Below are 21,460 nucleotides of genomic sequence, written 5' to 3' on the forward strand. Positions count from 1 at the left end.
CACCGAACATCCGCTCGACCGCTTCGGGCAGGCGCTTACGATTGTGATAAGCGATTTCTAGCCCGAAGGCGCGGGCGCGATGCGCCACTGCTTGGCCGATGCGGCCCATGCCGACGATGCCGAGCACCTTGCCCGCCAGCTTGCGGCCGAGAAGCGCCGTCGGCGTCCAGCCGGTCCACTGGCCCGAGCGGATCAGTTCCACACCTTCGCGCACCCGGCGCGGGACGCCGATGATTCCCGCCATCGTCAGGTCGGCGGTATCCTCGGTGAAGACGCCGGGCGTATTCGTGACCAGAATCCGGCGCTTGGCCGCCGCCTTGAGGTCGATATGATCGGTCCCCGCTCCGAAATTGGCGATGAGGCCGAGGCGATCCCCCGCTTCGGCAAGCATTTCGGCATCGATCCGGTCGGTCACGGTGGGGACGAGCACGTCGCACTCGCGCATGGCGGCAACGAGCTCGTCACGCGACATGGGTTCGTCGCTGGAATTGCAGCGCGCGTCGAACAATTCGCCCAGCCGCGCCTCGACAGTCGGCATAAGATGCCGTGTCACTACGACGCGCGGCGGATGATCGAGGCGGCGGGACGGGGCCGGAGAAGAAGGAGGTACGGTGTCGGGCATCTTCTCGGGCTAGGCGCTCGGCACGATTCCGGTCAAGCGGCGAGCGAGCGCAATGTCGCGACCGCTTGAAGGGCTGTGGGGCGTCGGGTATGACTCCGCCTGATATGCGTCTCGCTTTACTCGCCTTTTCCGCCGTTTTGTCGGCTCTCGCGTCTCCAGCCACCGCGCAGGATCGCGAAGTGCCCTATTGGGCGAGCATTCGTGCGACCGAGCTCAATATGCGCGTGGGGCCGAGCGCAGATTACAAGATCGCCTGGGTCTATAGGCGCGCGGGTCTGCCCGTGCGGGTCGTGCGCGTAATGGAGGGGTGGCGCCTGATCGAAGATCCCGACGGCGAGCAAGGCTGGGTTGTGGCCCGGCTTCTGAGCCCGGATCGCACTGCCATCGTCTCCGAAGGCGAACCGGCCCCGATGCGCGCGGCACCTAGCGCTTCCGCAGAGCTCAAATGGCGGCTCGAAGCGGGCGTTACAGGCACGCTCGGAGAATGCAGTTCGGGATGGTGCGAATTGCGGCTCGACGACCGGCAAGGATGGGTCGAAGCGGATCGCCTGTGGGGCGACGACGAGGACTGATCCCCGCCGACGCCCGATTTAACGGTAAATCCTCCGTCAGGCGGTGGGCTGCGCGTCCACCTTGCGTACCGTCGCGGTGACATCGCCCGCATCGTCGCGCATTTCGAAAGCGCCGTCCGGGCCGGGTTCGCCGCCAGCGAAGCATTGTTCGGTCGCCGTATCGCCTTCGGGCGCATAGCAGAGCTGATCGCCCTGCTGGCGCCAGGTCCCGCTTTCCGTGACTTCGCCGTCCATCCGATCGACATAGGTTCCGTCGGCGGACAGGGTCTGCATCGTCACCGTCCCATCGGGCAAGGTCACTTCGTAAGTCCCGGCCATCGCGGCAGGCGTAACCGTGTCGGTCGTGGTTGAGGGCGCAGCGACGTCTGCCGGAGCGGGCACAGTGTCCTCCGCCTCGTTCGAACCGCAGGCAGCGAGAAGGAGGCAGGCGGTAAGGGCGGAATGGATCTTCATCGCGGTAATCTCCTCGACGGCTTCGTCAGACCATTTCGACCGCGACGGCGGTGGCTTCGCCGCCGCCGATGCAGAGCGAGGCGACGCCGCGCTTCTTGCCCTGCTGCTTGAGCGCGTTGAGAAGCGTCACGATGATGCGCGTGCCGCTCGCGCCGATCGGATGGCCGAGCGCGGTCCCACCGCCGTTCACGTTGATCTTGTCGTGGGGGATGCCGATGTCGCGCATCGCGAACATTGCGACGCAGGCGAAGGCCTCGTTGACTTCCCACAGATCGACTTCGTCCGCGCTCCATCCGGCGCTCTTGAGTACCTTCTCGATCGCGCCGACCGGGGCGACGGTGAACTCGCTCGGCTCCTGGGCGTGGGCGGCGAGGGCGACGATCTTTGCGACCGGCTCCTGCCCGTTTTCCTTTGCCACGCTCTCGCGCGACAGCACCACGGCAGCGGCACCGTCCGAAATCGAGCTGCTGGTCGCGGCGGTGATCGTGCCGTCCTTGGCGAAGGCCGGGCGCAGCTGCGGGATTTTGTCGGGCTTGCCCTTGCCGGGCGCTTCGTCGGTGTCGACGGTCTGCTCGCCTGCGCGGGTGCTGAAGGTCACCGGTACGACCTCGCCCGAGAACGCGCCGCTTTCGATCGCGGCATTGGCGCGGCGCAGGCTCTCGATCGAATAATCGTCCATCTGCTCGCGCGTGAGCTGGTAGTCGTTGGCGGTTTGCTGCGCGAACGTACCCATCGCACGGCCTTCTTCGTATGCGTCTTCAAGGCCGTCTAGGAACATGTGATCGTACGCCGTATCGTGGCCCAGTCGCGCACCGCTGCGGTGCTTTTTCAGAAGATAGGGCGCGTTGGTCATGCTCTCCATTCCGCCCGCGACGACATAATTCACCGATCCGCTTGCGAGCGCTTCGGCGCCCATGATCACGGTCTGCATGCCCGATCCGCAGACTTTGTTGACCGTGGTCGCCTGAACGGATTTGGGCAGGCCCGCCTTGATGCTCGCCTGGCGCGCAGGCGCCTGGCCGAGCCCGGCAGGAAGGACGCAGCCCATATAGGTACGGTCGAAGCTTTCAGGAGCGACGCCCGAGCGTTCCACTGCCGCCTTGACGGCGGTCGCGCCCAGATCGGTCGCGGACACATCGGCAAGGGCGCCCTGCATGCCGCCCATCGGCGTGCGGGCGTAAGAGAGGATGACGACGGGATCGTTGGCGGCGAACTGGGTCATGCGGAAATGGCCTTTCGGTTTTTAAATTCGACGGGATATGCAATATCGGTTGCAAGACGAGACTTGCCTACGCCCTCAAGCTAGGACCGGCAGGCGGCGAAATCAAACGGAGAGAACGATGGCTGGCGATCGGACGAAGGCGATGGAAGATGTGCTGAAACGGCAACGCGCCGCTCACGAGGCCGATCGGCCTGAGCCGATGAATGCGCGCAAGGATCGGGTGCAACGCGCGATCGCGCTCCTGAAGGAGAATTCGGAAGCGCTGTGTGCGGCGATGAGCGCAGATTTCGGCAACCGTTCCTACAGCCAGTCGATGCTGACCGACATCGCGAGCACGATCAATTTCGGCAAATACTGCCTCAAGCATGCGGAAAAATGGGCGCGGCCCGACAAGCGCCACATGCAATTTCCGCTTGGCCTGTTGGGCGCGAAGGCGGAAGTCCGCTACGAACCCAAGGGCGTTATCGGCATCCTCAGTCCCTGGAACTTCCCCGTCAATCTGAGCTTCGGCCCGCTGATGCAGGTTTTCGCGGCGGGCAATCGCGCGATGATAAAGCCCAGCGAGTTCACCGAACGCACCAGCGAATTGTCCGCCGAGCTCGTGGAGCGCTATTTTGCGCCCGAGGAATGCGCGGTGTTTGCGGGCGGTCCCGAAGTTGCCGCCGCATTCAGCGAGCTTCCCTTCGATCACCTCGTCTTCACCGGGTCGACCGGCACGGGTCGGAAGGTGATGGAAGCGGCTGCCAAGAACCTCGTGCCCGTTACGCTGGAACTCGGCGGAAAATCGCCGGTGATTATGGGGGAAAGCACGGATTTCGCCAAAGCTGGCGAGCGCGTGGCGCTCGGCAAGATGATGAATGCGGGCCAGATCTGTCTCGCGCCCGACTATCTCTACGTTCCCGAAGACAAGGCCGACGAAGCGGTCCACGGCGTGTGGCAGGCCACCGCTCAGATGTATCCGACGCTGCTCGACAACGAGGATTACGCCAGTGTCGTCACCGATCGGCATTTCGATCGCCTGCAGGACATGGTGAAGGATGCGCGCGATAAGGGGGCTGAAGTGATCGAGGTCAATCCCGGCGACGAGGATTTCTCCAACACCAACGCCCGCAAGATGCCGCTCACGATACTGCGCAATGTAACCGAGGACATGCAGGCGATGCGGGAAGAGATCTTCGGCCCAGTCCTGCCGGTCAAGACCTATCGCTCGATCGACGAGGCGGTGGATTACGTGAACCGGCACGATCGCCCGCTGGGCCTCTATTATTTCGGCAGCGATGGCGACGAGGAGCGCCGCGTGCTCGAGCGCACGATTTCGGGCGGAGTGACGGTCAACGACGTCGTCTTCCATGTCTCGATGGAAGACCTGCCCTTCGGGGGTGTCGGCCCGAGCGGCATGGGCAGCTATCACGGGATCGAAGGTTTCCGCGAATTCAGCCATGCGCGCAGCGTCTTTTCGCAGAGTAAGATCAACGTCGCCAAGCTGGCCGGCTTGAAACCACCCTATGGCGAAGCGACTCGCAAGGCCTTGCGAGCCTTGACGAAATAGAGCCGCCCTGAGCTGTGAGAGGTGTCATCCTCCTGCGCGTTTTGCGCAAGCCGTGATGCGGGAAATCCGCCGAAGCCGCCCTTGCGCGTAAGGCGCGAGAGGCCTAGGGCCGGGACCGAACGTGCGCGCCGGTATCGGTGCCAAAGTCGATAGGAAACACACGTGGTCGATCTCGGGCAATATCTGCCGATCCTCATCTTCCTCTTTATCGCCGTCGCGCTGTCGTCGGCGTTCGTCTTCCTGCCCATGGGCGTGTCGCGGCTGACCGGCTCGCACAATCCCAATGCGGAGAAGCTGAGCGAGTATGAATGCGGCTTTCCCGCATTCGAGGAACCGCGCAGTCAGTTCGACGTGAAATTCTATCTCGTCGCGATCAGCTTCCTGCTGTTCGATCTCGAAGCGGCCTTCCTATTCCCGTGGGCGGTCAGCCTCGAATTCACGCAGTGGACGGGCTGGATCGGCATGATGGTTTTCCTCGGAATCCTTGCAATCGGCCTCGCATACGAATGGAAGATGGGGGCATTGGACTGGCAGTAATGAGCGCTCAACGAACGATATCTCCCCACGGCCGCGATCCGCATATCCAGCCGACGGCCCAGCCCGGCGAAGTCCGCCAACCGGATCAGGACTATTTCAACGCACTCCAGAACGAGGTGAACGACAAGGGCTTCCTCGTCGCCAGCACCGAAGACCTGTTCCAGTGGGCGCGTACGGGATCGCTGTGGTGGATGACCTTCGGCCTCGCCTGCTGCGCGGTCGAAATGATCCACGTCAACATGCCGCGTTACGACATGGAGCGGTTCGGCGTCGCGCCGCGTGCCAGCCCGCGCCAGTCCGACGTGATGATCGTGGCGGGAACGCTCTGCAACAAGATGGCACCGGCTCTGCGCAAGGTTTACGACCAGATGTCGGACCCGAAATACGTCATCAGCATGGGCAGCTGTGCAAATGGCGGCGGCTATTATCACTACAGCTACAGCGTCGTGCGCGGCTGCGACCGGATCGTGCCGGTCGATATCTATGTGCCCGGCTGCCCTCCCACAGCGGAGGCGCTGCTTTACGGCGTGATGCAGTTGCAGCGTAAGATCCGTCGCAGCGGGACGATCGAGCGATGAATCGAGGAAGTCGAAACATTGGCACGGCCCTGGCGGGAGGCGTGATGTCCTATTTTGCGCTCATCGCGCTGCATGGTTACGACTCCATCGTTCTTGACCTATGTGCAATTCTTGTAATCGCTCTGGTGGTGAGTTTCGGGTTCGATGTGTTTGATCCCAAGAGTGAGGAAGTGCGATGACGGTCCTTCATCCCGCACCGCGCTTCACCCTGATCGACGGGTTGAAGGACACGCTTTCGACCGCGTTGGGCGGTCATCTGCTCGACGCGCATGACGAGCATGGCGAGCTGTTGTTCACCGTGCGCCGCGACGCGATTGAGGATGTCCTGCGCATCCTTCGCGACGAGCACGGCTATCAGCAGCTGATGGAGATCGCCGGGGTCGACTATCCCAGCCGCGAGGAGCGGTTCGAGGTGGTCTACATGCTTTTGAGCCTCACGAAGAACAGCCGCATCATGGTCAAGTGCACGGCGAGCGAAGATACGCCGGTCCCGACCGTGACCACGCTGTGGCCGAATGCGGGCTGGCTCGAACGTGAGGTGTTCGACCTCTACGGCGTCCTGTTCGACGGGAACACCGATCTGCGCCGCATCCTCACCGATTACGGTTTCGAAGGGCACCCTTTCCGCAAGGACTTCCCGCTTACCGGCTATACCGAGCTGCGCTATTCCGAAGACGAAAAGCGCGTGGTGTACGAGCCGGTCGAGCTTGCTCAGGATCTGCGTCAGTTCGACTTCATGAGCCCCTGGGAAGGCGCGGACTACGTGCTGCCGGGTGACGAGAAAGCGAATACGCCGCCGGTCGACGATCCCAAGGTTACCGAAAAGCCGTCCGATACCGGCGCGGGTGCCAAGGCGGACAAGGAAGCGGCGGAAAAGGTCAGCGCGGGCGCTCCTGCGGAAGAAGAGACGGGCAAGGATGCACCTCCTCCGCCAGAGCCGACGGAAGATCGCGAAGGCCGGCCCGCGCGTGACGGCAAGACCACGGATACGGCAGAAGCGACCGAGCCGAAGGATGGCAAGGATGCGTAAGCTCGCTCTTCTCGTCCTCCCTCTGGCGCTTCCATTCGTTTTGGCGGCGTGCAGCAGCCAGGAGCCCGCTCCTGCCGACAGCGCGGAGGATTTCGCCAGTCGCGTCGGCGCGCCGGGCACCAGCACTACCGGCGGAACCGCAGTCGTGGTCGCGCCGCAAACGGTCGAGACCACTGCGGCGCGCATCGCCCCGCCACCGAACACCGACGTGACGCAGCTCGAGCGGCTCGGCAATATAGGCGGAGTCGATCTGGGGCCGCGCGCGGGCGGTTGCACTTTCAGCGCCGCTGGGCAGGAAATGCTCGTCGCCGCAGGGCCGAGCGATCGTTCGCTGCCCGGCAAGGCGACCGTGCGGGCCGGGGGCAAGCTGATCCTGCTCGATGCGCCTCCGGGCGGCTACGATCAGGTCAAGGCCGGAACGACGTTCAATGGGGAGGGCTTCTCCGTCCTCGTCCAGCCGACCGGTCGCGACACCGGTCAGATGACGATAACCGACGTCCAGGGACGCCAGAAGTCCTTCAACGGAAGGTGGGTCTGCTCATGAGCATGCAACTCGAACAATCGCCGACGACCGGCGACGAGGTCATTTCCAACTACACGATCAATTTCGGGCCTCAGCACCCGGCGGCGCACGGCGTGCTGCGCATGGTGATGGAGCTGGACGGCGAGATCATCGAACGCGTCGATCCGCATGTCGGCCTGCTGCATCGCGGCACCGAAAAACTGATCGAGCACAAAACGTATTTGCAGGCGCTGCCCTATTTCGACCGGCTCGATTACTGTTCGCCGCTGTGCATGGAGCATAGCTACGTGCTGGCGATCGAGAAGCTCTTGAATGTCGAAGTGCCGGAGCGGGCGCAATATCTGCGCGTGCTGTTCGCGGAGCTGACGCGCATCTGCAATCACTTCTTGAACATCGGCGCACACGTCATGGATGTCGGCGCGATGACGCCGAACCTGTGGGTGTTCGAACTGCGCGAAGACTGCATGAATTTCTTCGAGCGGGTCAGCGGCGCGCGCATGCATAGCGCCTATTTCCGACCCGGCGGCGTGCATCAGGATGCGCCGGAAAAACTGCTCGTCGATATCGGCGAATGGCTCGACACGCGCTTGCCCGAACTGTTCGGCGACGCGATGAGCCTGGTGCTCGACAACCGCATCTTCAAGCAGCGCAATGTCGACATCGCGCATGTCAGCCGCGACGATGCGATCGCCTGGGGCTTTTCCGGCCCCATGATCCGCGCTGCGGGCATTCCGTGGGATCTGCGCAAGTCGCAGCCCTACGACGTCTACGACCGGATGGAATTCGACATTCCCGTCGGCACCAATTCGGACTGTTACGACCGTTTCGTCGTCCGGGTGAAGGAAGTTTACGAGAGCGCCAAGATCATCAAGCAGTGCCTGGCGCAGATGCCGTCAGGCCCGATCGCCAGCGACGACCGCAAGGTCGCACCGCCCAAGCGCGGCGAAATGAAGCAGTCGATGGAAGCGCTGATCCATCACTTCAAGCTCTACACGGAAGGCTTCCACGTGCCTGCGGGCGAAGTCTACGTGGCGACCGAGAGCCCCAAAGGGGAATTCGGCGTCTATCTGGTGAGCGACGGGTCGAACAAACCCTATCGCTGCAAGATCCGCCCGACGGCGTTTTCGCACCTCCAGGCGATGGATTTCATGTGCAAGGGCCACATGCTGCCCGACGCGACTGCCATTCTGGGTGCGATCGACGTGGTGTTCGGGGAGTGTGACCGGTGAGGCCAATCGTATTTCCCAAATGGCCCGAACGGGCGCTTTCGATACTGGGCATCGCCGCAGCGCTTATGGTCGGTGGTCTTGCTATCCAAGCGTGGGGCAATTTTGACGGTGAAGTTGCTCTTACGGTCGTTGCGGGTGGCGTGCCCGCGGTCTTGAGTTTCGCGGGATTGGCATATCTCGTCCGTCTCCACCGATTGAAAACCGAAAGCCGAGCTTTTCAATATGACAAAGTCATTAGTGGGTTAGCATATAATGGCTGATCGTTCCCCCGCACCCGACACTCCCGAGCTGCGCGAGCGCTGGGGCGGTTTCGAGTTTACCGACGCCTACCGCGCCAAGGCGGACAAGGCGATTGCGCGCTATCCCGAGGGTCGACAGAAATCGGCAGTGATGCCGCTTCTCGACCTCGCCCAGCGGCAGGTCGGCGAAGAAACCGATACCCAAGGTTGGTTGCCGCTGCCGGTGATCGAATATGTCGCCGACTATCTCGACATGCCGGTGATCCGCGTGCTCGAAGTCGCGACGTTTTACTTCATGTACAATATGAAGCCGGTGGGTAAATTCCACGTCCAGGTCTGCGGAACGACGCCCTGCATGCTGCGCGGGTCGGACGCTCTGTTCGAAACCTGCAAGAAGCGGGGGATGAAGAAAGGCCATGTCTCGGAAGACGGCCTCTGGACCCTCACCGAAGTGGAATGCATGGGCAATTGCGCCACGGCGCCGATGGTCCAGATCAACGACGACAATTACGAGGATCTGACCTCCGAACGCCTCGACGCCGTGCTCGATGCGCTGGCGGCGGGCGAGAGCCCCAAGCCCGGCACGCAGGAACCCGGGCGCCATACGAGCGAGCCGTCGGAGGGTCCGACCACGCTCAAGGAAATGGTCGACGCCAATCACGATTATAGAGACGCTTGGTGAGACGCGCACTCGTCTGGCTCGGGATCATCCTGTTCGTCGTGGGGGTGTCGATCGACATCTTCACCGATCAGGATATCTTCGGGACGACGATCCTCATCGCGGGCGCAATCCTCGCGCTCGTCGCCGGACGGCGTTCGCCCAAGTCCGACCAAAGTCTGCGGCGCAAATAATGGATATCGTCACCATCATCGTGGCCTTGGTGCTCGCTTTCATCGCCTGGAAGGTGCTGATGGGCGTCATCAAATTCGGTGCGATCGCTCTCATCGCGGTCGCGGCGATCTGGTTTATTTCGCAAGGGAATGCTTTCTGATGCTCGCCGACAAGGACCGCATCTTCACCAATCTCTACGGCTTCCAGGATTGGGGCCTCAAGGCGGCGCAAAAGCGCGGCGATTGGGACGATACCAAGGCGCTGATCGCGCGCGGCCAAGATTCGATCATCGAGGAAATCAAGGCAAGCGGGCTGCGCGGGCGTGGCGGCGCAGGCTTCCCGACGGGCCTCAAATGGTCCTTCATGCCGAAGGAATCGAAGGATGGCCGCCCGAGCTTTCTGGTTATCAATGCCGACGAATCCGAGCCCGGTTCCTGCAAGGACCGCGAGATCATCCGTCACGATCCGCACAAGCTGGTCGAAGGCGCGCTGGTGGCGGGTTTCGCGATGCGGGCGCGGGCGGCCTATATCTACATTCGCGGCGAATATATCCGCGAAGCCGAAGTGCTTCAGGCCGCGATCGACGAGGCTTATGACGCCAAGCTGATCGGCAAGAATGCCAGCGGCTCGGGCTACGATTTCGATGTCTTCCTGCACCGGGGCGCGGGCGCCTATATCTGCGGCGAGGAAACCGCGATGATCGAAAGCCTGGAAGGCAAGAAGGGCCAGCCGCGCCTCAAGCCGCCTTTCCCGGCAGGCGCCGGGCTCTATGGCTGCCCGACCACGGTCAACAATGTCGAGTCGATCGCAGTTGTGCCGACGATCCTGCGGCGTGGCGGATCCTGGTTCGCGAGCTTCGGTCGCGAGAACAACAAGGGCACCAAGCTCTTCCAGATCAGCGGGCATGTGAACCAGCCCTGCGTCGTCGAAGAAGCGCTCTCGATCCCGTTCAGCGAGCTGATCGAGAAGCATTGCGGCGGCATCCGCGGCGGCAAGGACAATCTGCTCGCCGTGATACCCGGCGGATCGTCGGTCCCGCTGGTCCCGGCCGAGCAGATCTGGGACGCGCCGATGGATTTCGACGGGCTCAAGGAACTGGGCTCCGGCCTCGGCACGGCAGGCGTGATCGTGATGGACAAGTCCACCGACATCGTGCGCGCAATCAGCCGCCTCAGCTATTTCTACAAGCACGAAAGCTGCGGCCAGTGCACGCCCTGCCGCGAAGGCACGGGCTGGATGTGGCGCATGATGGAACGCCTGCGCACCGGCGACGCGGCGAGCGACGAGATCGACATGCTCCAGCAGGTGACGAAGCAGGTCGAAGGCCACACCATCTGCGCGCTTGGCGACGCGGCGGCGTGGCCGATCCAGGGCCTCATCCGCCATTTCCGTCCCGAGTTGGAGCGGCGGATCGAGGAGCACAACGCGCAGTTTGCGCCCGACGCTCTGGAGGCTGCGGAGTGAAGCTTGCCGTTCTTCTCGGCGCGCTGGGATTGGTGTGTTCAGGCGTGCCTGCGCTTGCGCAGCCTTATTCGAGTCCGATGGGCTTCAAGCTCAAGAGGCAGCCGTCGGATCCGCGTGCCGCGACGGCAAATGCGGCGCCTGAACTCACGATGATGCGCACCGCCGTATGTCTCGCGGATGATCGGGCGGATCAGGTCCGGGCTTATCTCGAAACCGTGCCGGCTTCTGCCATGGAGGAAGAAGCCTACGCGGTGTTCGCGAAGAAGCTCGATCGTTGCATGCCCGACATGGACATGTCCTCGGTCGGCAATCTGCGCAGTGCGCGTGGGGTCATGACCATGCGGTTCGATCATTCCGCTCTGCGTGGCGCGTTGGCAGAGAGCATGCTGCGCGAAGAAGATGTGTCCATCGATCCCGCCGCGCTTTCTCTGGGCGATGATGGAATGTATGTGGCAGAGCGATTCCATGGGGCAAGGTCGGACGAAATGAGCCGCATGTTCGCCTTGGGGTTCGCGGGCTGTGTCATGGGACTCAATCCGGACAAGATGGAAGCGCTTTTCCAGACCGTGCCGGGCAGTGCAGAAGAGAAATCGGCGATCGTCGAAATGGCTCCAAGCTTCAGCGAATGCGTCATGGAAGGCCAAGTTCTCAAACTGAGCGCACCGACGCTTCGCAATCAATTGGCCGAAGTAACCTATTACGCGGTGTCGAAGCCGCAGAATGCCGAACAAGCAGGATCAGAAGATGCCTAAAGTCACCGTAGACGGCCAGGAAATCGAGGTTCCGGACGGCGCCACCGTGCTCCAGGCCTGCGAGCTTGCGGGTAAGGAAATCCCGCGCTTCTGCTATCACGAACGGCTGAGCATCGCGGGCAATTGCCGCATGTGTCTGGTCGAAGTGAAGCCCGGACCGCCGAAGCCGCAGGCGAGTTGCGCGCTTCCGGCCACCGAAGGCCAGGAAATCCGCACCGACACGCAGATGGTCAAGACCGCGCGCGAAGGTGTGATGGAGTTCCTGCTCATCAACCATCCGCTCGACTGCCCGATCTGCGACCAGGGCGGCGAATGCGACCTTCAGGATCAGTCGATGACCTATGGTCGCGGCGCCACGCGCTATCACGAGAACAAGCGCGCGGTGACCGAGAAATATATGGGGCCGCTGATCAAGACGATCATGACCCGCTGCATCCACTGCACCCGCTGCGTGCGCTTCAGCGAGGAAATCGCGGGCGTGGACGAGATCGGCGCGGTCGGGCGCGGCGAGGACATGCAGATCACGACCTATCTCGAACAGGCCGCGGAACACGAGCTTTCGGCCAATGTGATCGACCTGTGCCCGGTCGGCGCACTGACATCGCGTCCCTATGCGTTCGAGGCCCGTCCGTGGGAGCTGAAGAAGACGCTCTCGATCGACGTCAGCGATGCGGTCGGCGCGAACATCCGGCTCGACAGCCGCGGGCGCGAAGTCATGCGCGCGCTTCCCCGCATCAATGACGACGTCAACGAGGAATGGATTTCCGACAAGGCCCGCTATCAGGTCGACGGCCTGATGCGCCGTCGGCTCGACAAGGTGTTCGTGCGCCGCGACGGCAAGTTGCAGGCGGCCAGCTGGAACGAAGCCTTCGCGATGATTGCAGCGGCCAAGCCCGGTAAGAGCATTGCGGCCATCGCTGGCGATCTCGTCGATTGCGAGACGATGTTCGCGGCCAAGGCGCTTCTGAAAGCCAGCGGATCGAGCCTCATGGAAGGCCGCCAGACGGGCATGGATTACGACGTATCCAATCTCGCGGCGGTGAATTTCAATTCGACGCTGGCGGGCATCGAGAACGCCGATGCGATCCTGATCGTGGGCAGTCATGTCCGCTGGGAAGCGCCACTTGTGAACGTCCGCCTGCGCAAGGCGGCGAAGCGCGGCGCGAAGATATTCTTGGTCGGTGCGCGCTGGGATACCACGTTCGGCGGCGAATTCCTCGGCAACGATCTCGGCGTCCTCAACGATCTGCCCGGCCATGTCGGCGATGCGTTCGACGCGGCGGAACGTCCGGCCGTGATCGTCGGCGGCGCGGGCCTCAAAGGCGCGCATGCGAAGGCGCTGGCGCTGGCCTCTGGCTGGGGCGCGGCGTTCAACGTGCTGCATATGGCGGCCAGTCGAATGGGCGGGTTGATGCTCGGCTACGCGCAGAAGGGCGGGATTGCGGATATCGCGAAGGCGAAGCCCAAGGTTCTGCTCTCGCTGGGCGCGGACGAGATGGACTATGCCGCATTCGATGGGAGCCTGAAGGTCTATATCGGCCATCACGGCGACAAGGGCGCGCATCATGCCGATATCGTCCTGCCCGGCGCGAGCTATGCCGAAAAGGACGGAACCTACGTCAACACCGAAGGCCGCGTGCAGTTCGCTGAAAAAGCCGTGTTCGCGCCCGGAGACGCGCGCGAGGACTGGACGATCCTGCGCGCGCTCGCCGATGCGCTGGACCTCAAGGTCGGCTTCGACAGCTTTGCCGAATTGCAGGGCGCGATGATTGCCGACGTACCTGCTCTTGGCGAAGAAGGGCTCGCCGATTATGGCGCGTTGCCCGAGCCGGATGGGGCGGCGAAGGCGGAAGGGTCGATCGCCAATTATCCTATCGCGGATTTCTACCTCACCAATCCGATCTCGCGGGCGAGTGCGGTGATGCAGCAATGTTCGGCCGAACTGCTCGGCCCGGATCTCGCGGAGGCGGCGGAATAATGGCGGTCCCGATCATCCCCCTCGCTCTGGTGGGCGCGGGCGCCTACGCGGTTTTCCGTGCTTTTTCGGAGAACCGTCCGCACAAATCGAATGCCAAGAATGGCTGGCGCAACGAGGCCTTTGCCGCCAAAGACGCCGAGAAGAACCGGGGCCGCAAGACGCCGACCGGGAAGGGTGACAAGTGACCGAATTCTTCCAATCGCTGGGCATGACCTACGAATGGGCGTGGGGCGTCGCGACCGTGGCGGGCGTGCTGCTGATCGCGCTGCCGCTGATGCTGGCGGTCGCCATGATCATCTATGTCGATCGCAAGGTCTGGGCCGCGATCAATCTGCGGCGCGGGCCCAATGTGGTCGGCCCGTTCGGCCTGTTGCAGAGCTTCGCCGACGGGTTGAAGGTGTTCTTGCAGGAAACCATCATCCCCAGCGCGGCGAACAAGGGTATCTTCATCCTCGCCCCGATCGTTACTTTCACCGTGGCGCTGGCCGCTTGGGCGGTAATCCCCTTCGATGCCGGCGTGGTGCTGGCGGATATCAATGTCGGCCTGCTCTACATCCTCGCTATCAGTTCGCTGTCGGTTTACGGCGTGGTGATGAGCGGGTGGGCGAGTAACTCGAAATATCCGTTCTTCTCCGCCATGCGCGCCGCTGCGCAAATGATCAGCTACGAAGTCTCGATCGGCTTCATCCTCGTTTGCGTGGTGCTTTATGCGGGCAGCTTCAACCTGACCGAGATCGTCAATTCGCAGCGCGGCCACGGCTTCGGGATCGTCAACGGCTATTATTTCAACCTGCTGCTGTTCCCGATCTGGGTGGTGTTTTTCATCTCCTGTCTTGCCGAAACCCAGCGCGTTCCCTTCGACCTGACCGAAGCGGAGAGCGAGCTCGTCGCAGGCTACCAGACCGAATATTCCAGCATGAGCTTCGCGCTGTTCTGGCTCGGCGAATATGCCAACATCCTGCTGATGTGCAGCCTCAACACGCTGCTGTTCTTCGGTGGGTGGCTGCCGCCGATCGACTGGGCGCCGCTGTATTTCGTACCGGGCATCATCTGGTTCCTGCTCAAGACGTTCTTCTTCTTCTTCATGTTCAGCTGGGTCATGGCGACCGTTCCGCGCTATCGCTACGACCAGCTGATGCGCCTGGGCTGGAAAGTGTTCCTGCCGATGAGCCTGCTCTTCGTGGTCGCGATCTCGGGCTGGCTGATGATAACCCGTTATGGAGGTGCGGCATGAGCGTCGCCCAACTCGTCAAATCGTTCACCCTGTGGGAATTCGTGAAGGCGCACGCCCTCACGCTGAAGTATTTCTTCAAGCCCAAGGTGACGATCAACTATCCTTTCGAGAAAAACCCGCTGTCGCCCCGTTTCCGCGGCGAGCACGCGCTGCGCCGCTATCCGAACGGGGAAGAGCGCTGCATCGCCTGCAAGCTCTGCGAGGCGGTCTGCCCGGCGCAGGCGATCACGATCGAGAGCGAACCGCGCGATGACGGATCGCGCCGCACCACGCGCTACGATATCGACATGACCAAGTGCATCTATTGCGGTTTCTGCCAGGAAGCCTGCCCGGTGGATGCCGTGGTTGAGGGGCCGAATTTCGAATATTCGACCGAAACGCGCGAGGAGCTGCTCTACGACAAGGCGAAACTGCTCGCGAACGGGGACAAGTGGGAGCGGGCGATTGCCGCGAACCTTGAAGCCGACGCGCCCTACCGCTAACCGGCGCGCGAACCAGACTGGGGCCCCATGATTCAGACTATCGCCTTCTACCTGTTCGCCGTGCTGGTCATTGCGTCCGCGGTCATGGTCATCATGTCGCGCAATCCGGTCCATTCGGTGCTGTGGCTGATCCTCGCCTTCTTCAACGCCGCGGGCCTCATGGTGCTGGTCGGCGCGGAATTCATCGCGATGCTGCTGGTCATCGTCTATGTCGGCGCAGTCGCGGTGCTGTTCCTGTTCGTCGTCATGATGCTGGACATCGATTTTGCGGAACTGCGGGCCGGTTTCATCAAGAACTTCCCGCTCGGGATTGCGATCGCGCTGGTTCTGCTGGCGGAACTGGTGCTGGGCATCGGTGCCTATCGCGCTGGCGCAATCGCGCTCGGGACGCCCGACGGAATGGCTGCGCCGATCGTCGGCGTCAGCAACACCGAAGCGCTCGGCGCGCTGCTCTATTCCGATTACATCTTCCTGTTCGAAGCGACTGGCCTGGTGCTGCTCGTTGCGATGATCGGCGCGATCGTGCTGACGCATCGCAAGACCGCAGGCGACCATCGCGGTCAGCAGGATATCGCCAAGCAGAACCGCCGCAATCCGAACGAGGCGACCGTAATGAAGCGTCCTACCGTGGGTGAGGGGGTCGAGCTGTGATCGGCATCGAACATTATATCGTCGTGAGCGCGATCCTGTTCGTGCTCGGCGTCCTGGGCATTTTTCTGAACCGCAAGAACATCATCGTCATCCTGATGGCGATCGAGCTGATCCTGCTGGCGGTCAACATCAACATGGTCGCCTTCAGCGCCTTCCTGAACGATCTTACGGGGCAGATCTTCGCCATGTTCATTCTCGCCGTCGCGGCGTCGGAAGCGGCGATCGGGCTGGCGATCCTGGTGATCTATTTCCGTGGCCGCGGCACGATCGCGGTCGACGACGTCAATCGGATGAAGGGATAACCGCCCGGTGCAGACCTCCATCATCCTGATCGTTTTCCTCCCGCTGTTCGCCGCGATCATCGGCGGAATCGTCAACAAGACGATGCCGAGCGTCGTCACCAAGGCGGTGACGACCGGCGCGCTGTTCATCGCCTGCGCGCTGAGCTGGCCGATCTTCCTCAGCTTCGTGTCCGGCGATGCGAGTGCGACGGTGGTGCCGGTGCTGCAATGGATGCAGTCCGGCGATCTGACCTTCGACTGGGCGCTGCGCGTCGATACGCTGACGGCCGTGATGCTGGTGGTGGTGACGACCGTGTCCGCCCTCGTCCACCTCTATAGCTGGGGCTATATGGAGGAGGATCCGGATCAGCCGCGCTTCTTCGCCTATCTCTCGCTTTTCACCTTCGCCATGCTGATGCTGGTGACGGCCGACAATCTCGTCCAGATGTTCTTCGGATGGGAAGGGGTGGGGCTCGCCAGCTATCTTCTCATCGGCTTCTGGTTCAAGAAGCCGAGCGCCAATGCCGCCGCGATGAAGGCGTTTGTGGTCAATCGCGTAGGCGATCTAGGCTTCATGCTCGGGATTTTCGGAACGTTCCTTGTGTTCGGTACCGTCTCGATTCCCGAAATCTTGGCCGCCGCGCCGGGCATGTCGGGAGCTAGCATCGGTTTCCTGGGCTATCGCGCCAATACGATGGACGTTCTGTGCGTGCTGCTGTTCATCGGTGCGATGGGCAAATCGGCACAGCTCGGCCTCCATACCTGGTTGCCCGACGCGATGGAGGGGCCGACGCCCGTTTCCGCGCTGATCCACGCCGCCACCATGGTGACCGCGGGCGTGTTCATGGTCTGCCGCCTGTCGCCGATGTTCGAAGCTGCGCCGTTCGCGCTCGGCCTCGTCACATTCATCGGTGCGGCGACCTGCATCTTCGCCGCTACGGTCGGCACGACGCAGTGGGACATCAAGCGCGTCATCGCCTATTCGACCTGTTCGCAGCTCGGCTACATGTTCTTCGCCGCGGGCGTCGGTGCATACGGTGCGGCGATGTTCCACCTCTTCACCCACGCCTTCTTCAAAGCGCTGCTGTTCCTGGGCGCAGGCTCGGTCATCCATGCGATGCATCACGAACAGGACATGCGCTATTACGGGGCGCTGCGTAAGGAGATCCCGTTCACCTTCTACGCCATGCTGGCAGGCACGCTGGCGATCACCGGGGTTGGGGTTTATCATCTCGGCGTCGGCTTCGCGGGTTTCTGGTCGAAGGATGCGATCCTCGAAGTCGCCTATGCGCGCGGGACCGAGCTGGGGCAGTTCGCCTTCTGGATGGGCACCTTCGCCGCGTTGCTGACCAGCTTCTACAGCTGGCGCCTGATGTTCCTCACCTTCTGGGGCAAGCCACGCTGGGCCGATAGCGAGCATATCCAGCACGCCGTCCATGCCGGGCATGACGAGCCGGAAGAGCACAATCCGCCGGTTCAGGAAGATGCCGGGCACGACACGACGCATCACGTCCCTTCGCCGAATTATCAGGCGGGCACGGCGGGCTATCACCCGCACGAAAGCCCGATCTCCATGCTCATCCCGCTTGGCATCCTGTCGATCGGCGCGGTGCTGGCAGGCCAGCTGTTCGCGCCGACCTTCCTCGACAGCGCGGCGTTCTGGAACGGCTCCATCTTCTACAACGAGCCGCTGATCCACGCGATGCATGCGACGCCCTATCTGGTGAAGTATGCCGCTGCGATCGTGATGCTGCTCGGCCTGCTCGCGGCGTGGATGGCCTACATCCGCGACACCTCTCTGCCGGCGAAGGGGGCGGAGCAGCTCGGCCCGGTCTACCGCTTCTTCTACAACAAGTGGTATTTCGACGAATTGTACGAGCGCGTGTTCATCCGGCCTTCGCTGTGGCTCGGCCGACAGTTCTGGAAGCTTGGCGATGTCGGAACGATCGATCGCTTCGGTCCCAATGGTGCGGCCTGGGTCGTCGAGCGCGGCAGCATGCTCGCGAAGCGGGTGCAGAGCGGGTACGTCTACAGCTACGCGCTGGTGATGCTTCTCGGCCTGGTCGCCGCAGTCACATATGTTCTGGTTTAAGGCGGTCCTGTTCTGATGGAATTCCCCATCCTCTCGACGATGCTGATCGTGCCGCTGGCGGCGGGGATTGCCTGCCTGTTTCTTCCTGCGGCAACCGCACGACTGACCGCGCTGGTCGCCACGCTGGTCAATCTGGCGCTCGGCATCGCGCTCTGGCTGAATTACGATATCGGCGGCGCCCAGTGGCAATTCACCGAACGCGCGGACCTCTTCGCGGTGTTCGACTATGCGCTGGGGATCGACGGGATCGCGCTGATGCTGATCATGCTCAGCGTCTTCCTGATGCCGATCTGCATCCTCGCCAGTTGGGACGGGATTCAGAAGCGCGTCGGCGAATATATGGCCGCTTTCCTGATCATGGAAACGCTCATGATCGGCGTGTTCGCGGCGCAGGACATGTTCCTGTTCTATATCTTCTTCGAAGCCGGCCTGATCCCGATGTATCTGATCATCGGCGTGTGGGGCGGGGACAATCGCATCTACGCGAGCTACAAATTCTTCCTGTATACCCTGCTCGGATCGGTGGTGATGCTGATCGCGATGATGTGGATGGTGAACCAGGCGGGCACCAGCGACATCCCAACGCTGATGCAGTATGATTTCACCCCCGGTGCACAGACCTGGTTGTGGCTGGCCTTCTTCGCCAGCTTCGCAGTGAAGATGCCGATGTGGCCGGTCCACACCTGGCTTCCCGACGCGCACGTCCAAGCGCCGACGGCGGGCTCGGTCATCCTCGCAGGCGTTCTCCTGAAGCTGGGCGGTTATGGCTTCATCCGCTTCAGCCTGCCGATGTTCCCCGAAGCGAGCGCGCAATTCCTTTGGCTGGTGTTCGGCCTGTCGATGGTGGCGGTGATCTACACATCGCTCGTCGCGCTGGTGCAGCACGACATGAAGAAACTGATCGCCTACAGCTCGGTCGCCCACATGGCGATCGTGACGGCGGGCCTGTTCGCTTTCAACGTGCAGGGGATCGAGGGCGCGATGATGATCATGCTCGGCCACGGGCTGGTTTCGGGCGCGTTGTTCCTGTGCGTCGGCGTGATCTACGATCGACTGCACACACGCGAGATCGGACGGTATGGCGGCCTCGCCATCAACATGCCGCGCTATGCCTTCTTCTTCCTCCTGTTCACCATGGCGAGCATCGGCCTTCCCGGTACGAGCAATTTCGTCGGCGAATTTCTGGCGCTGGCCGGGGTCTACGAAGTCTCGACCTGGGCCACGCTCATCCTCACCACCGGTATCATTCTGGGCGCTGCCTACATGCTTTATCTCTACCGCCGCGTCGTGTTCGGCATTCAGAAGAACGCAGATGCGGCTGCGATGCCCGACCTCTCCCTGCGCGAATGGGCCATGCTAGGCCCGATCGCGGCGGCGGTCTTGTGGATGGGTGTCTATCCCGAGAGCTTCCTCGCTCCGATGCGCGCCGACATTGCCGTGCTGGAAGTGCGCCTCGCGCGCGCCGCGCCTGCGAGAGACAGCGCGCTTGCCGTGGGTGAACCGCGCGAGCACGCTGCAAATTACGTCGCTGGCGACCATGCCGAAGGATCGGCTGCGGCGGAGGGTTCGCACTGATGACCTACGCTGCCTCTTTCTACCTCGCCGCACCGGAAGTAATGCTTTCGGTCGCCGCGTTGATCCTGCTCCTCGTGTCCGCCTGGATGCCGAAAGCCTCGCGCGCCGTCACGATCGTGGCTGCCGCCGTCCTTTTCGGCGCGACCGCCTGGACTGCCCATCTCCTGTTCGATCCCGCCTACGCGATGGGCGGGGAAGCGTTCGGCGGCCTTTACAGCGCGGACGGCTTCGGCAGCTTTGCGAAGATCGTGATCTATCTCGCGACGATCGCCTGTCTCGTGGTTACGCCGCGCTTCTTCGATGCGCGTGGCGCCTATCGCCCCGAATATCCGGTGCTGATGCTGTTTGCAGCCGTCGGCATGGGCATGATGGTCTCCGCCGTCGATCTGGTGACGCTGTATGTCGGCCTCGAACTGTCGAGCCTGGCGAGCTACGTGCTGGCCGCTTTCCTGCGCAATGACGCGCGCTCGAACGAAGCGGGCCTCAAATATTTCATTCTCGGCGCGCTTGCCTCGGGCATCATCCTTTACGGGATGAGCCTCGTTTACGGGTTCTCCGGCACGACCTCCTATTCCGGAATCAGCATAGCCTTTGCGGATGGTTTCTCGACCGGCGCGCTGTTCGGCGTCGTCTTCGTGCTCGCAGGCCTCGCGTTCAAGATCGCGGCAGTGCCGTTCCACATGTGGACGCCGGACGTCTATGAAGGCGCGCCGACGCCGGTCACCGCCTTCTTCGCCAGTGCGCCGAAGGTGGCAGCGGTCGTCATGCTCACTCGCATCGCGCTCGACGCGTTCGGGGCGCAGACGGATGCGTGGCGCCAGATCGTGATCTTCGCGGCCCTTGCCTCGATCGTGGTCGGTGCGCTCGGCGCTATCGGTCAGCAGAATCTTAAGCGCCTGCTGGCTTACAGCTCGATCAACAATGTCGGCTTCATCCTGATCGGTCTCGCCGCCGCGACGCCGCAGGGGGCAAGTTCGGTGTTGGTCTATCTCGCGATCTACGCGGCGATGACCATCGGCTCTTTCGCCGCCCTGCTGATGCTACGCGACAGTTCCGGTGAGCAGATCGAGACCTTTGCAGGCATCTCGGGCCTCTCGACCACCAAGCCGGCTCTCGCCTGGTGTCTGCTGATCCTGATGTTCAGCCTTGCCGGAATTCCGCCGCTGTTCGGCTTCTGGGGCAAATTCGTGGTCTTCCAGGCCGCGGTCGAGGCCGATCTGATCGCGCTCGCCGCCATCGGTATCGCCGCCAGCGTGATCGGCGCGTTCTATTACCTGAAATTCGTCAAGGTGATGTTCTTCGACGAGCCGCTCAGCACAGCGCCCGAAGGCGAGGCGGTGATTGCCGACAGTCCGACCGGCCATTGGGTGGTGCTCGGCCTCAGCGCCCTGCTGATGTCGCCGCTCGGCTATCTCGCGACGCCGTGGCTTGAGGGCGTGGCGGACCGCGCCGCCAGCGTGCTCTTCACCGTCGTTTGATACGGACCGTCGCCGAAACCGGCTCGACCAATGCCGATCTGCTGGAGAGCCTGCGTGCGGGCGATCCTATAGCCGAAGGCGATTGGC

At 62.6% G+C, this 21,460-nt stretch carries 24 protein-coding genes; 21 read left to right on the plus strand and 3 right to left on the minus strand.

All coding sequences use genetic code 11. From position 1 onward, the window contains the following. Positions 1–622: NAD(P)-dependent oxidoreductase (locus A3736_RS14770; protein WP_304439420.1), on the minus strand; the 622-nt coding region annotated here is incomplete at its 3' end. A gap of 89 nt (positions 623–711) precedes the next feature. On the opposite strand from A3736_RS14770, the gene A3736_RS14775 reads away from it, so the two are divergent. After that, positions 712–1,194, plus strand: coding sequence for an SH3 domain-containing protein (locus A3736_RS14775; protein ID WP_233999411.1), 483 nt, complete (start codon positions 712–714; stop codon positions 1,192–1,194). Between the two features lie 36 nt (positions 1,195–1,230). Here the strand turns inward: A3736_RS14775 and A3736_RS14780 are convergent, their stop codons facing one another. Both A3736_RS14780 and A3736_RS14785 read right to left on the minus strand, forming a co-directional pair. Continuing rightward, positions 1,231–1,647 (minus strand): hypothetical protein, encoded by a 417-nt coding sequence (locus A3736_RS14780; protein ID WP_067684534.1) that lies wholly within the window; start codon positions 1,645–1,647, stop codon positions 1,231–1,233. A gap of 25 nt (positions 1,648–1,672) precedes the next feature. Further along, on the minus strand, positions 1,673–2,869 hold the full coding sequence (locus A3736_RS14785) for an acetyl-CoA C-acyltransferase (protein ID WP_067684535.1): 1,197 nt from the start codon (positions 2,867–2,869) through the stop codon (positions 1,673–1,675). A gap of 118 nt (positions 2,870–2,987) precedes the next feature. Between A3736_RS14785 and A3736_RS14790 the strand changes: the two genes are divergently transcribed. From A3736_RS14790 to nuoN, 20 genes are all read left to right on the plus strand, one after another. Continuing rightward, positions 2,988–4,418 carry a coniferyl aldehyde dehydrogenase gene (locus A3736_RS14790; protein WP_067684537.1) on the plus strand — a complete coding sequence of 477 codons (1,431 nt, stop codon included), beginning with the start codon at positions 2,988–2,990 and terminating at the stop codon, positions 4,416–4,418. 162 nt (positions 4,419–4,580) lie between these two features. Beyond that, complete coding sequence (locus tag A3736_RS14795; protein WP_067684539.1) at positions 4,581–4,955, plus strand: NADH-quinone oxidoreductase subunit A; 375 nt, start codon at positions 4,581–4,583, stop codon at positions 4,953–4,955. Further along, positions 4,955–5,533: an NADH-quinone oxidoreductase subunit B family protein gene (locus A3736_RS14800; protein ID WP_233999412.1), complete on the plus strand. Its 579-nt coding sequence runs from the start codon at positions 4,955–4,957 to the stop codon at positions 5,531–5,533. The genes A3736_RS14795 and A3736_RS14800 overlap by 1 nt, the downstream gene beginning before the upstream one ends. 175 nt (positions 5,534–5,708) lie before the next feature. Beyond that, positions 5,709–6,563 carry an NADH-quinone oxidoreductase subunit C gene (locus tag A3736_RS14805; protein WP_067684541.1) on the plus strand — a complete coding sequence of 285 codons (855 nt, stop codon included), beginning with the start codon at positions 5,709–5,711 and terminating at the stop codon, positions 6,561–6,563. Then, on the plus strand, positions 6,556–7,107 hold the full coding sequence (locus A3736_RS14810; RefSeq protein ID WP_067684543.1) for a hypothetical protein: 552 nt from the start codon (positions 6,556–6,558) through the stop codon (positions 7,105–7,107). The genes A3736_RS14805 and A3736_RS14810 overlap by 8 nt, the downstream gene beginning before the upstream one ends. Then, positions 7,104–8,315 carry an NADH-quinone oxidoreductase subunit D gene (locus A3736_RS14815; RefSeq protein ID WP_067684545.1) on the plus strand — a complete coding sequence of 404 codons (1,212 nt, stop codon included), beginning with the start codon at positions 7,104–7,106 and terminating at the stop codon, positions 8,313–8,315. The genes A3736_RS14810 and A3736_RS14815 overlap by 4 nt, the downstream gene beginning before the upstream one ends. Positions 8,316–8,567: 252 nt before the next feature. Continuing rightward, positions 8,568–9,236, plus strand: coding sequence for an NADH-quinone oxidoreductase subunit NuoE (nuoE, locus tag A3736_RS14820; RefSeq protein ID WP_067684547.1), 669 nt, complete (start codon positions 8,568–8,570; stop codon positions 9,234–9,236). Further along, positions 9,233–9,406, plus strand: coding sequence for a hypothetical protein (locus A3736_RS17220; RefSeq protein WP_156502158.1), 174 nt, complete (start codon positions 9,233–9,235; stop codon positions 9,404–9,406). Before nuoE ends, A3736_RS17220 begins: the two co-directional genes overlap by 4 nt. Further along, positions 9,406–9,546, plus strand: coding sequence for a hypothetical protein (locus A3736_RS17720; protein ID WP_197465625.1), 141 nt, complete (start codon positions 9,406–9,408; stop codon positions 9,544–9,546). The genes A3736_RS17220 and A3736_RS17720 overlap by 1 nt, the downstream gene beginning before the upstream one ends. Continuing rightward, positions 9,546–10,850: an NADH-quinone oxidoreductase subunit NuoF gene (gene nuoF / locus A3736_RS14825; protein WP_067684549.1), complete on the plus strand. Its 1,305-nt coding sequence runs from the start codon at positions 9,546–9,548 to the stop codon at positions 10,848–10,850. The genes A3736_RS17720 and nuoF overlap by 1 nt, the downstream gene beginning before the upstream one ends. Beyond that, positions 10,847–11,602 carry a hypothetical protein gene (locus A3736_RS14830; RefSeq protein WP_067684551.1) on the plus strand — a complete coding sequence of 252 codons (756 nt, stop codon included), beginning with the start codon at positions 10,847–10,849 and terminating at the stop codon, positions 11,600–11,602. The genes nuoF and A3736_RS14830 overlap by 4 nt, the downstream gene beginning before the upstream one ends. Next, positions 11,595–13,580 (plus strand): NADH-quinone oxidoreductase subunit NuoG, encoded by a 1,986-nt coding sequence (gene nuoG / locus A3736_RS14835; RefSeq protein ID WP_067684553.1) that lies wholly within the window; start codon positions 11,595–11,597, stop codon positions 13,578–13,580. The genes A3736_RS14830 and nuoG overlap by 8 nt, the downstream gene beginning before the upstream one ends. Beyond that, positions 13,580–13,765, plus strand: a complete 186-nt coding sequence (locus A3736_RS14840) for a hypothetical protein (protein WP_067684555.1) — start codon at positions 13,580–13,582, stop codon at positions 13,763–13,765. The genes nuoG and A3736_RS14840 overlap by 1 nt, the downstream gene beginning before the upstream one ends. Then, entirely contained in the window at positions 13,762–14,814 is a 1,053-nt protein-coding gene (nuoH, locus tag A3736_RS14845) for an NADH-quinone oxidoreductase subunit NuoH (RefSeq protein ID WP_067684557.1), read from the plus strand. The genes A3736_RS14840 and nuoH overlap by 4 nt, the downstream gene beginning before the upstream one ends. After that, positions 14,811–15,296, plus strand: a complete 486-nt coding sequence (gene nuoI / locus A3736_RS14850) for an NADH-quinone oxidoreductase subunit NuoI (RefSeq protein ID WP_067684559.1) — start codon at positions 14,811–14,813, stop codon at positions 15,294–15,296. The genes nuoH and nuoI overlap by 4 nt, the downstream gene beginning before the upstream one ends. Positions 15,297–15,323: 27 nt before the next feature. Further along, on the plus strand, positions 15,324–15,947 hold the full coding sequence (locus A3736_RS14855) for an NADH-quinone oxidoreductase subunit J (protein WP_067684561.1): 624 nt from the start codon (positions 15,324–15,326) through the stop codon (positions 15,945–15,947). Beyond that, the gene (gene nuoK / locus A3736_RS14860; protein ID WP_067684563.1) at positions 15,944–16,249 is read left to right on the plus strand and encodes an NADH-quinone oxidoreductase subunit NuoK; all 306 of its coding nucleotides are present in this window, start codon (positions 15,944–15,946) and stop codon (positions 16,247–16,249) included. The genes A3736_RS14855 and nuoK overlap by 4 nt, the downstream gene beginning before the upstream one ends. A 7-nt stretch (positions 16,250–16,256) precedes the next feature. Continuing rightward, positions 16,257–18,320, plus strand: a complete 2,064-nt coding sequence (nuoL, locus tag A3736_RS14865; RefSeq protein WP_067684565.1) for an NADH-quinone oxidoreductase subunit L — start codon at positions 16,257–16,259, stop codon at positions 18,318–18,320. A 15-nt stretch (positions 18,321–18,335) separates the two neighbouring features. Beyond that, the gene (locus A3736_RS14870; RefSeq protein ID WP_067684567.1) at positions 18,336–19,895 is read left to right on the plus strand and encodes an NADH-quinone oxidoreductase subunit M; all 1,560 of its coding nucleotides are present in this window, start codon (positions 18,336–18,338) and stop codon (positions 19,893–19,895) included. Continuing rightward, complete coding sequence (nuoN, locus tag A3736_RS14875; RefSeq protein WP_067684569.1) at positions 19,895–21,373, plus strand: NADH-quinone oxidoreductase subunit NuoN; 1,479 nt, start codon at positions 19,895–19,897, stop codon at positions 21,371–21,373. Before A3736_RS14870 ends, nuoN begins: the two co-directional genes overlap by 1 nt. The last annotated feature ends 87 nt before the right edge of the window (positions 21,374–21,460 follow it).

Origin of the sequence: Erythrobacter sp. HI0063 (assembly GCF_001635685.1) — a bacterium.
Taxonomy (GTDB): Bacteria; Pseudomonadota; Alphaproteobacteria; order Sphingomonadales; family Sphingomonadaceae; genus Qipengyuania.

Bases quoted from the DNA above. Each gene is read 5' to 3' on its own strand.
- A3736_RS14870 (WP_067684567.1), top strand. From the start codon at position 18,336: ATGGAATTCCCCATCCTCTCGACGATGCTGATCGTGCCGCTGGCGGCG.
- A3736_RS14855 (WP_067684561.1), top strand. From the start codon at position 15,324: ATGATTCAGACTATCGCCTTCTACCTGTTCGCCGTGCTGGTCATTGCG.
- nuoG (WP_067684553.1), top strand. From the start codon at position 11,595: ATGCCTAAAGTCACCGTAGACGGCCAGGAAATCGAGGTTCCGGACGGC.
- A3736_RS14805 (WP_067684541.1), top strand. From the start codon at position 5,709: ATGACGGTCCTTCATCCCGCACCGCGCTTCACCCTGATCGACGGGTTG.
- A3736_RS14785 (WP_067684535.1), bottom strand. From the start codon at position 2,869: ATGACCCAGTTCGCCGCCAACGATCCCGTCGTCATCCTCTCTTACGCC.
- nuoI (WP_067684559.1), top strand. From the start codon at position 14,811: ATGAGCGTCGCCCAACTCGTCAAATCGTTCACCCTGTGGGAATTCGTG.
- A3736_RS14840 (WP_067684555.1), top strand. From the start codon at position 13,580: ATGGCGGTCCCGATCATCCCCCTCGCTCTGGTGGGCGCGGGCGCCTAC.
- A3736_RS14790 (WP_067684537.1), top strand. From the start codon at position 2,988: ATGGCTGGCGATCGGACGAAGGCGATGGAAGATGTGCTGAAACGGCAA.
- A3736_RS14810 (WP_067684543.1), top strand. From the start codon at position 6,556: ATGCGTAAGCTCGCTCTTCTCGTCCTCCCTCTGGCGCTTCCATTCGTT.
- A3736_RS14780 (WP_067684534.1), bottom strand. From the start codon at position 1,647: ATGAAGATCCATTCCGCCCTTACCGCCTGCCTCCTTCTCGCTGCCTGC.
- nuoE (WP_067684547.1), top strand. From the start codon at position 8,568: ATGGCTGATCGTTCCCCCGCACCCGACACTCCCGAGCTGCGCGAGCGC.
- A3736_RS14800 (WP_233999412.1), top strand. From the start codon at position 4,955: ATGAGCGCTCAACGAACGATATCTCCCCACGGCCGCGATCCGCATATC.
- A3736_RS14775 (WP_233999411.1), top strand. From the start codon at position 712: ATGACTCCGCCTGATATGCGTCTCGCTTTACTCGCCTTTTCCGCCGTT.
- nuoN (WP_067684569.1), top strand. From the start codon at position 19,895: ATGACCTACGCTGCCTCTTTCTACCTCGCCGCACCGGAAGTAATGCTT.
- A3736_RS14815 (WP_067684545.1), top strand. From the start codon at position 7,104: ATGAGCATGCAACTCGAACAATCGCCGACGACCGGCGACGAGGTCATT.
- nuoF (WP_067684549.1), top strand. From the start codon at position 9,546: ATGCTCGCCGACAAGGACCGCATCTTCACCAATCTCTACGGCTTCCAG.
- A3736_RS17720 (WP_197465625.1), top strand. From the start codon at position 9,406: ATGGATATCGTCACCATCATCGTGGCCTTGGTGCTCGCTTTCATCGCC.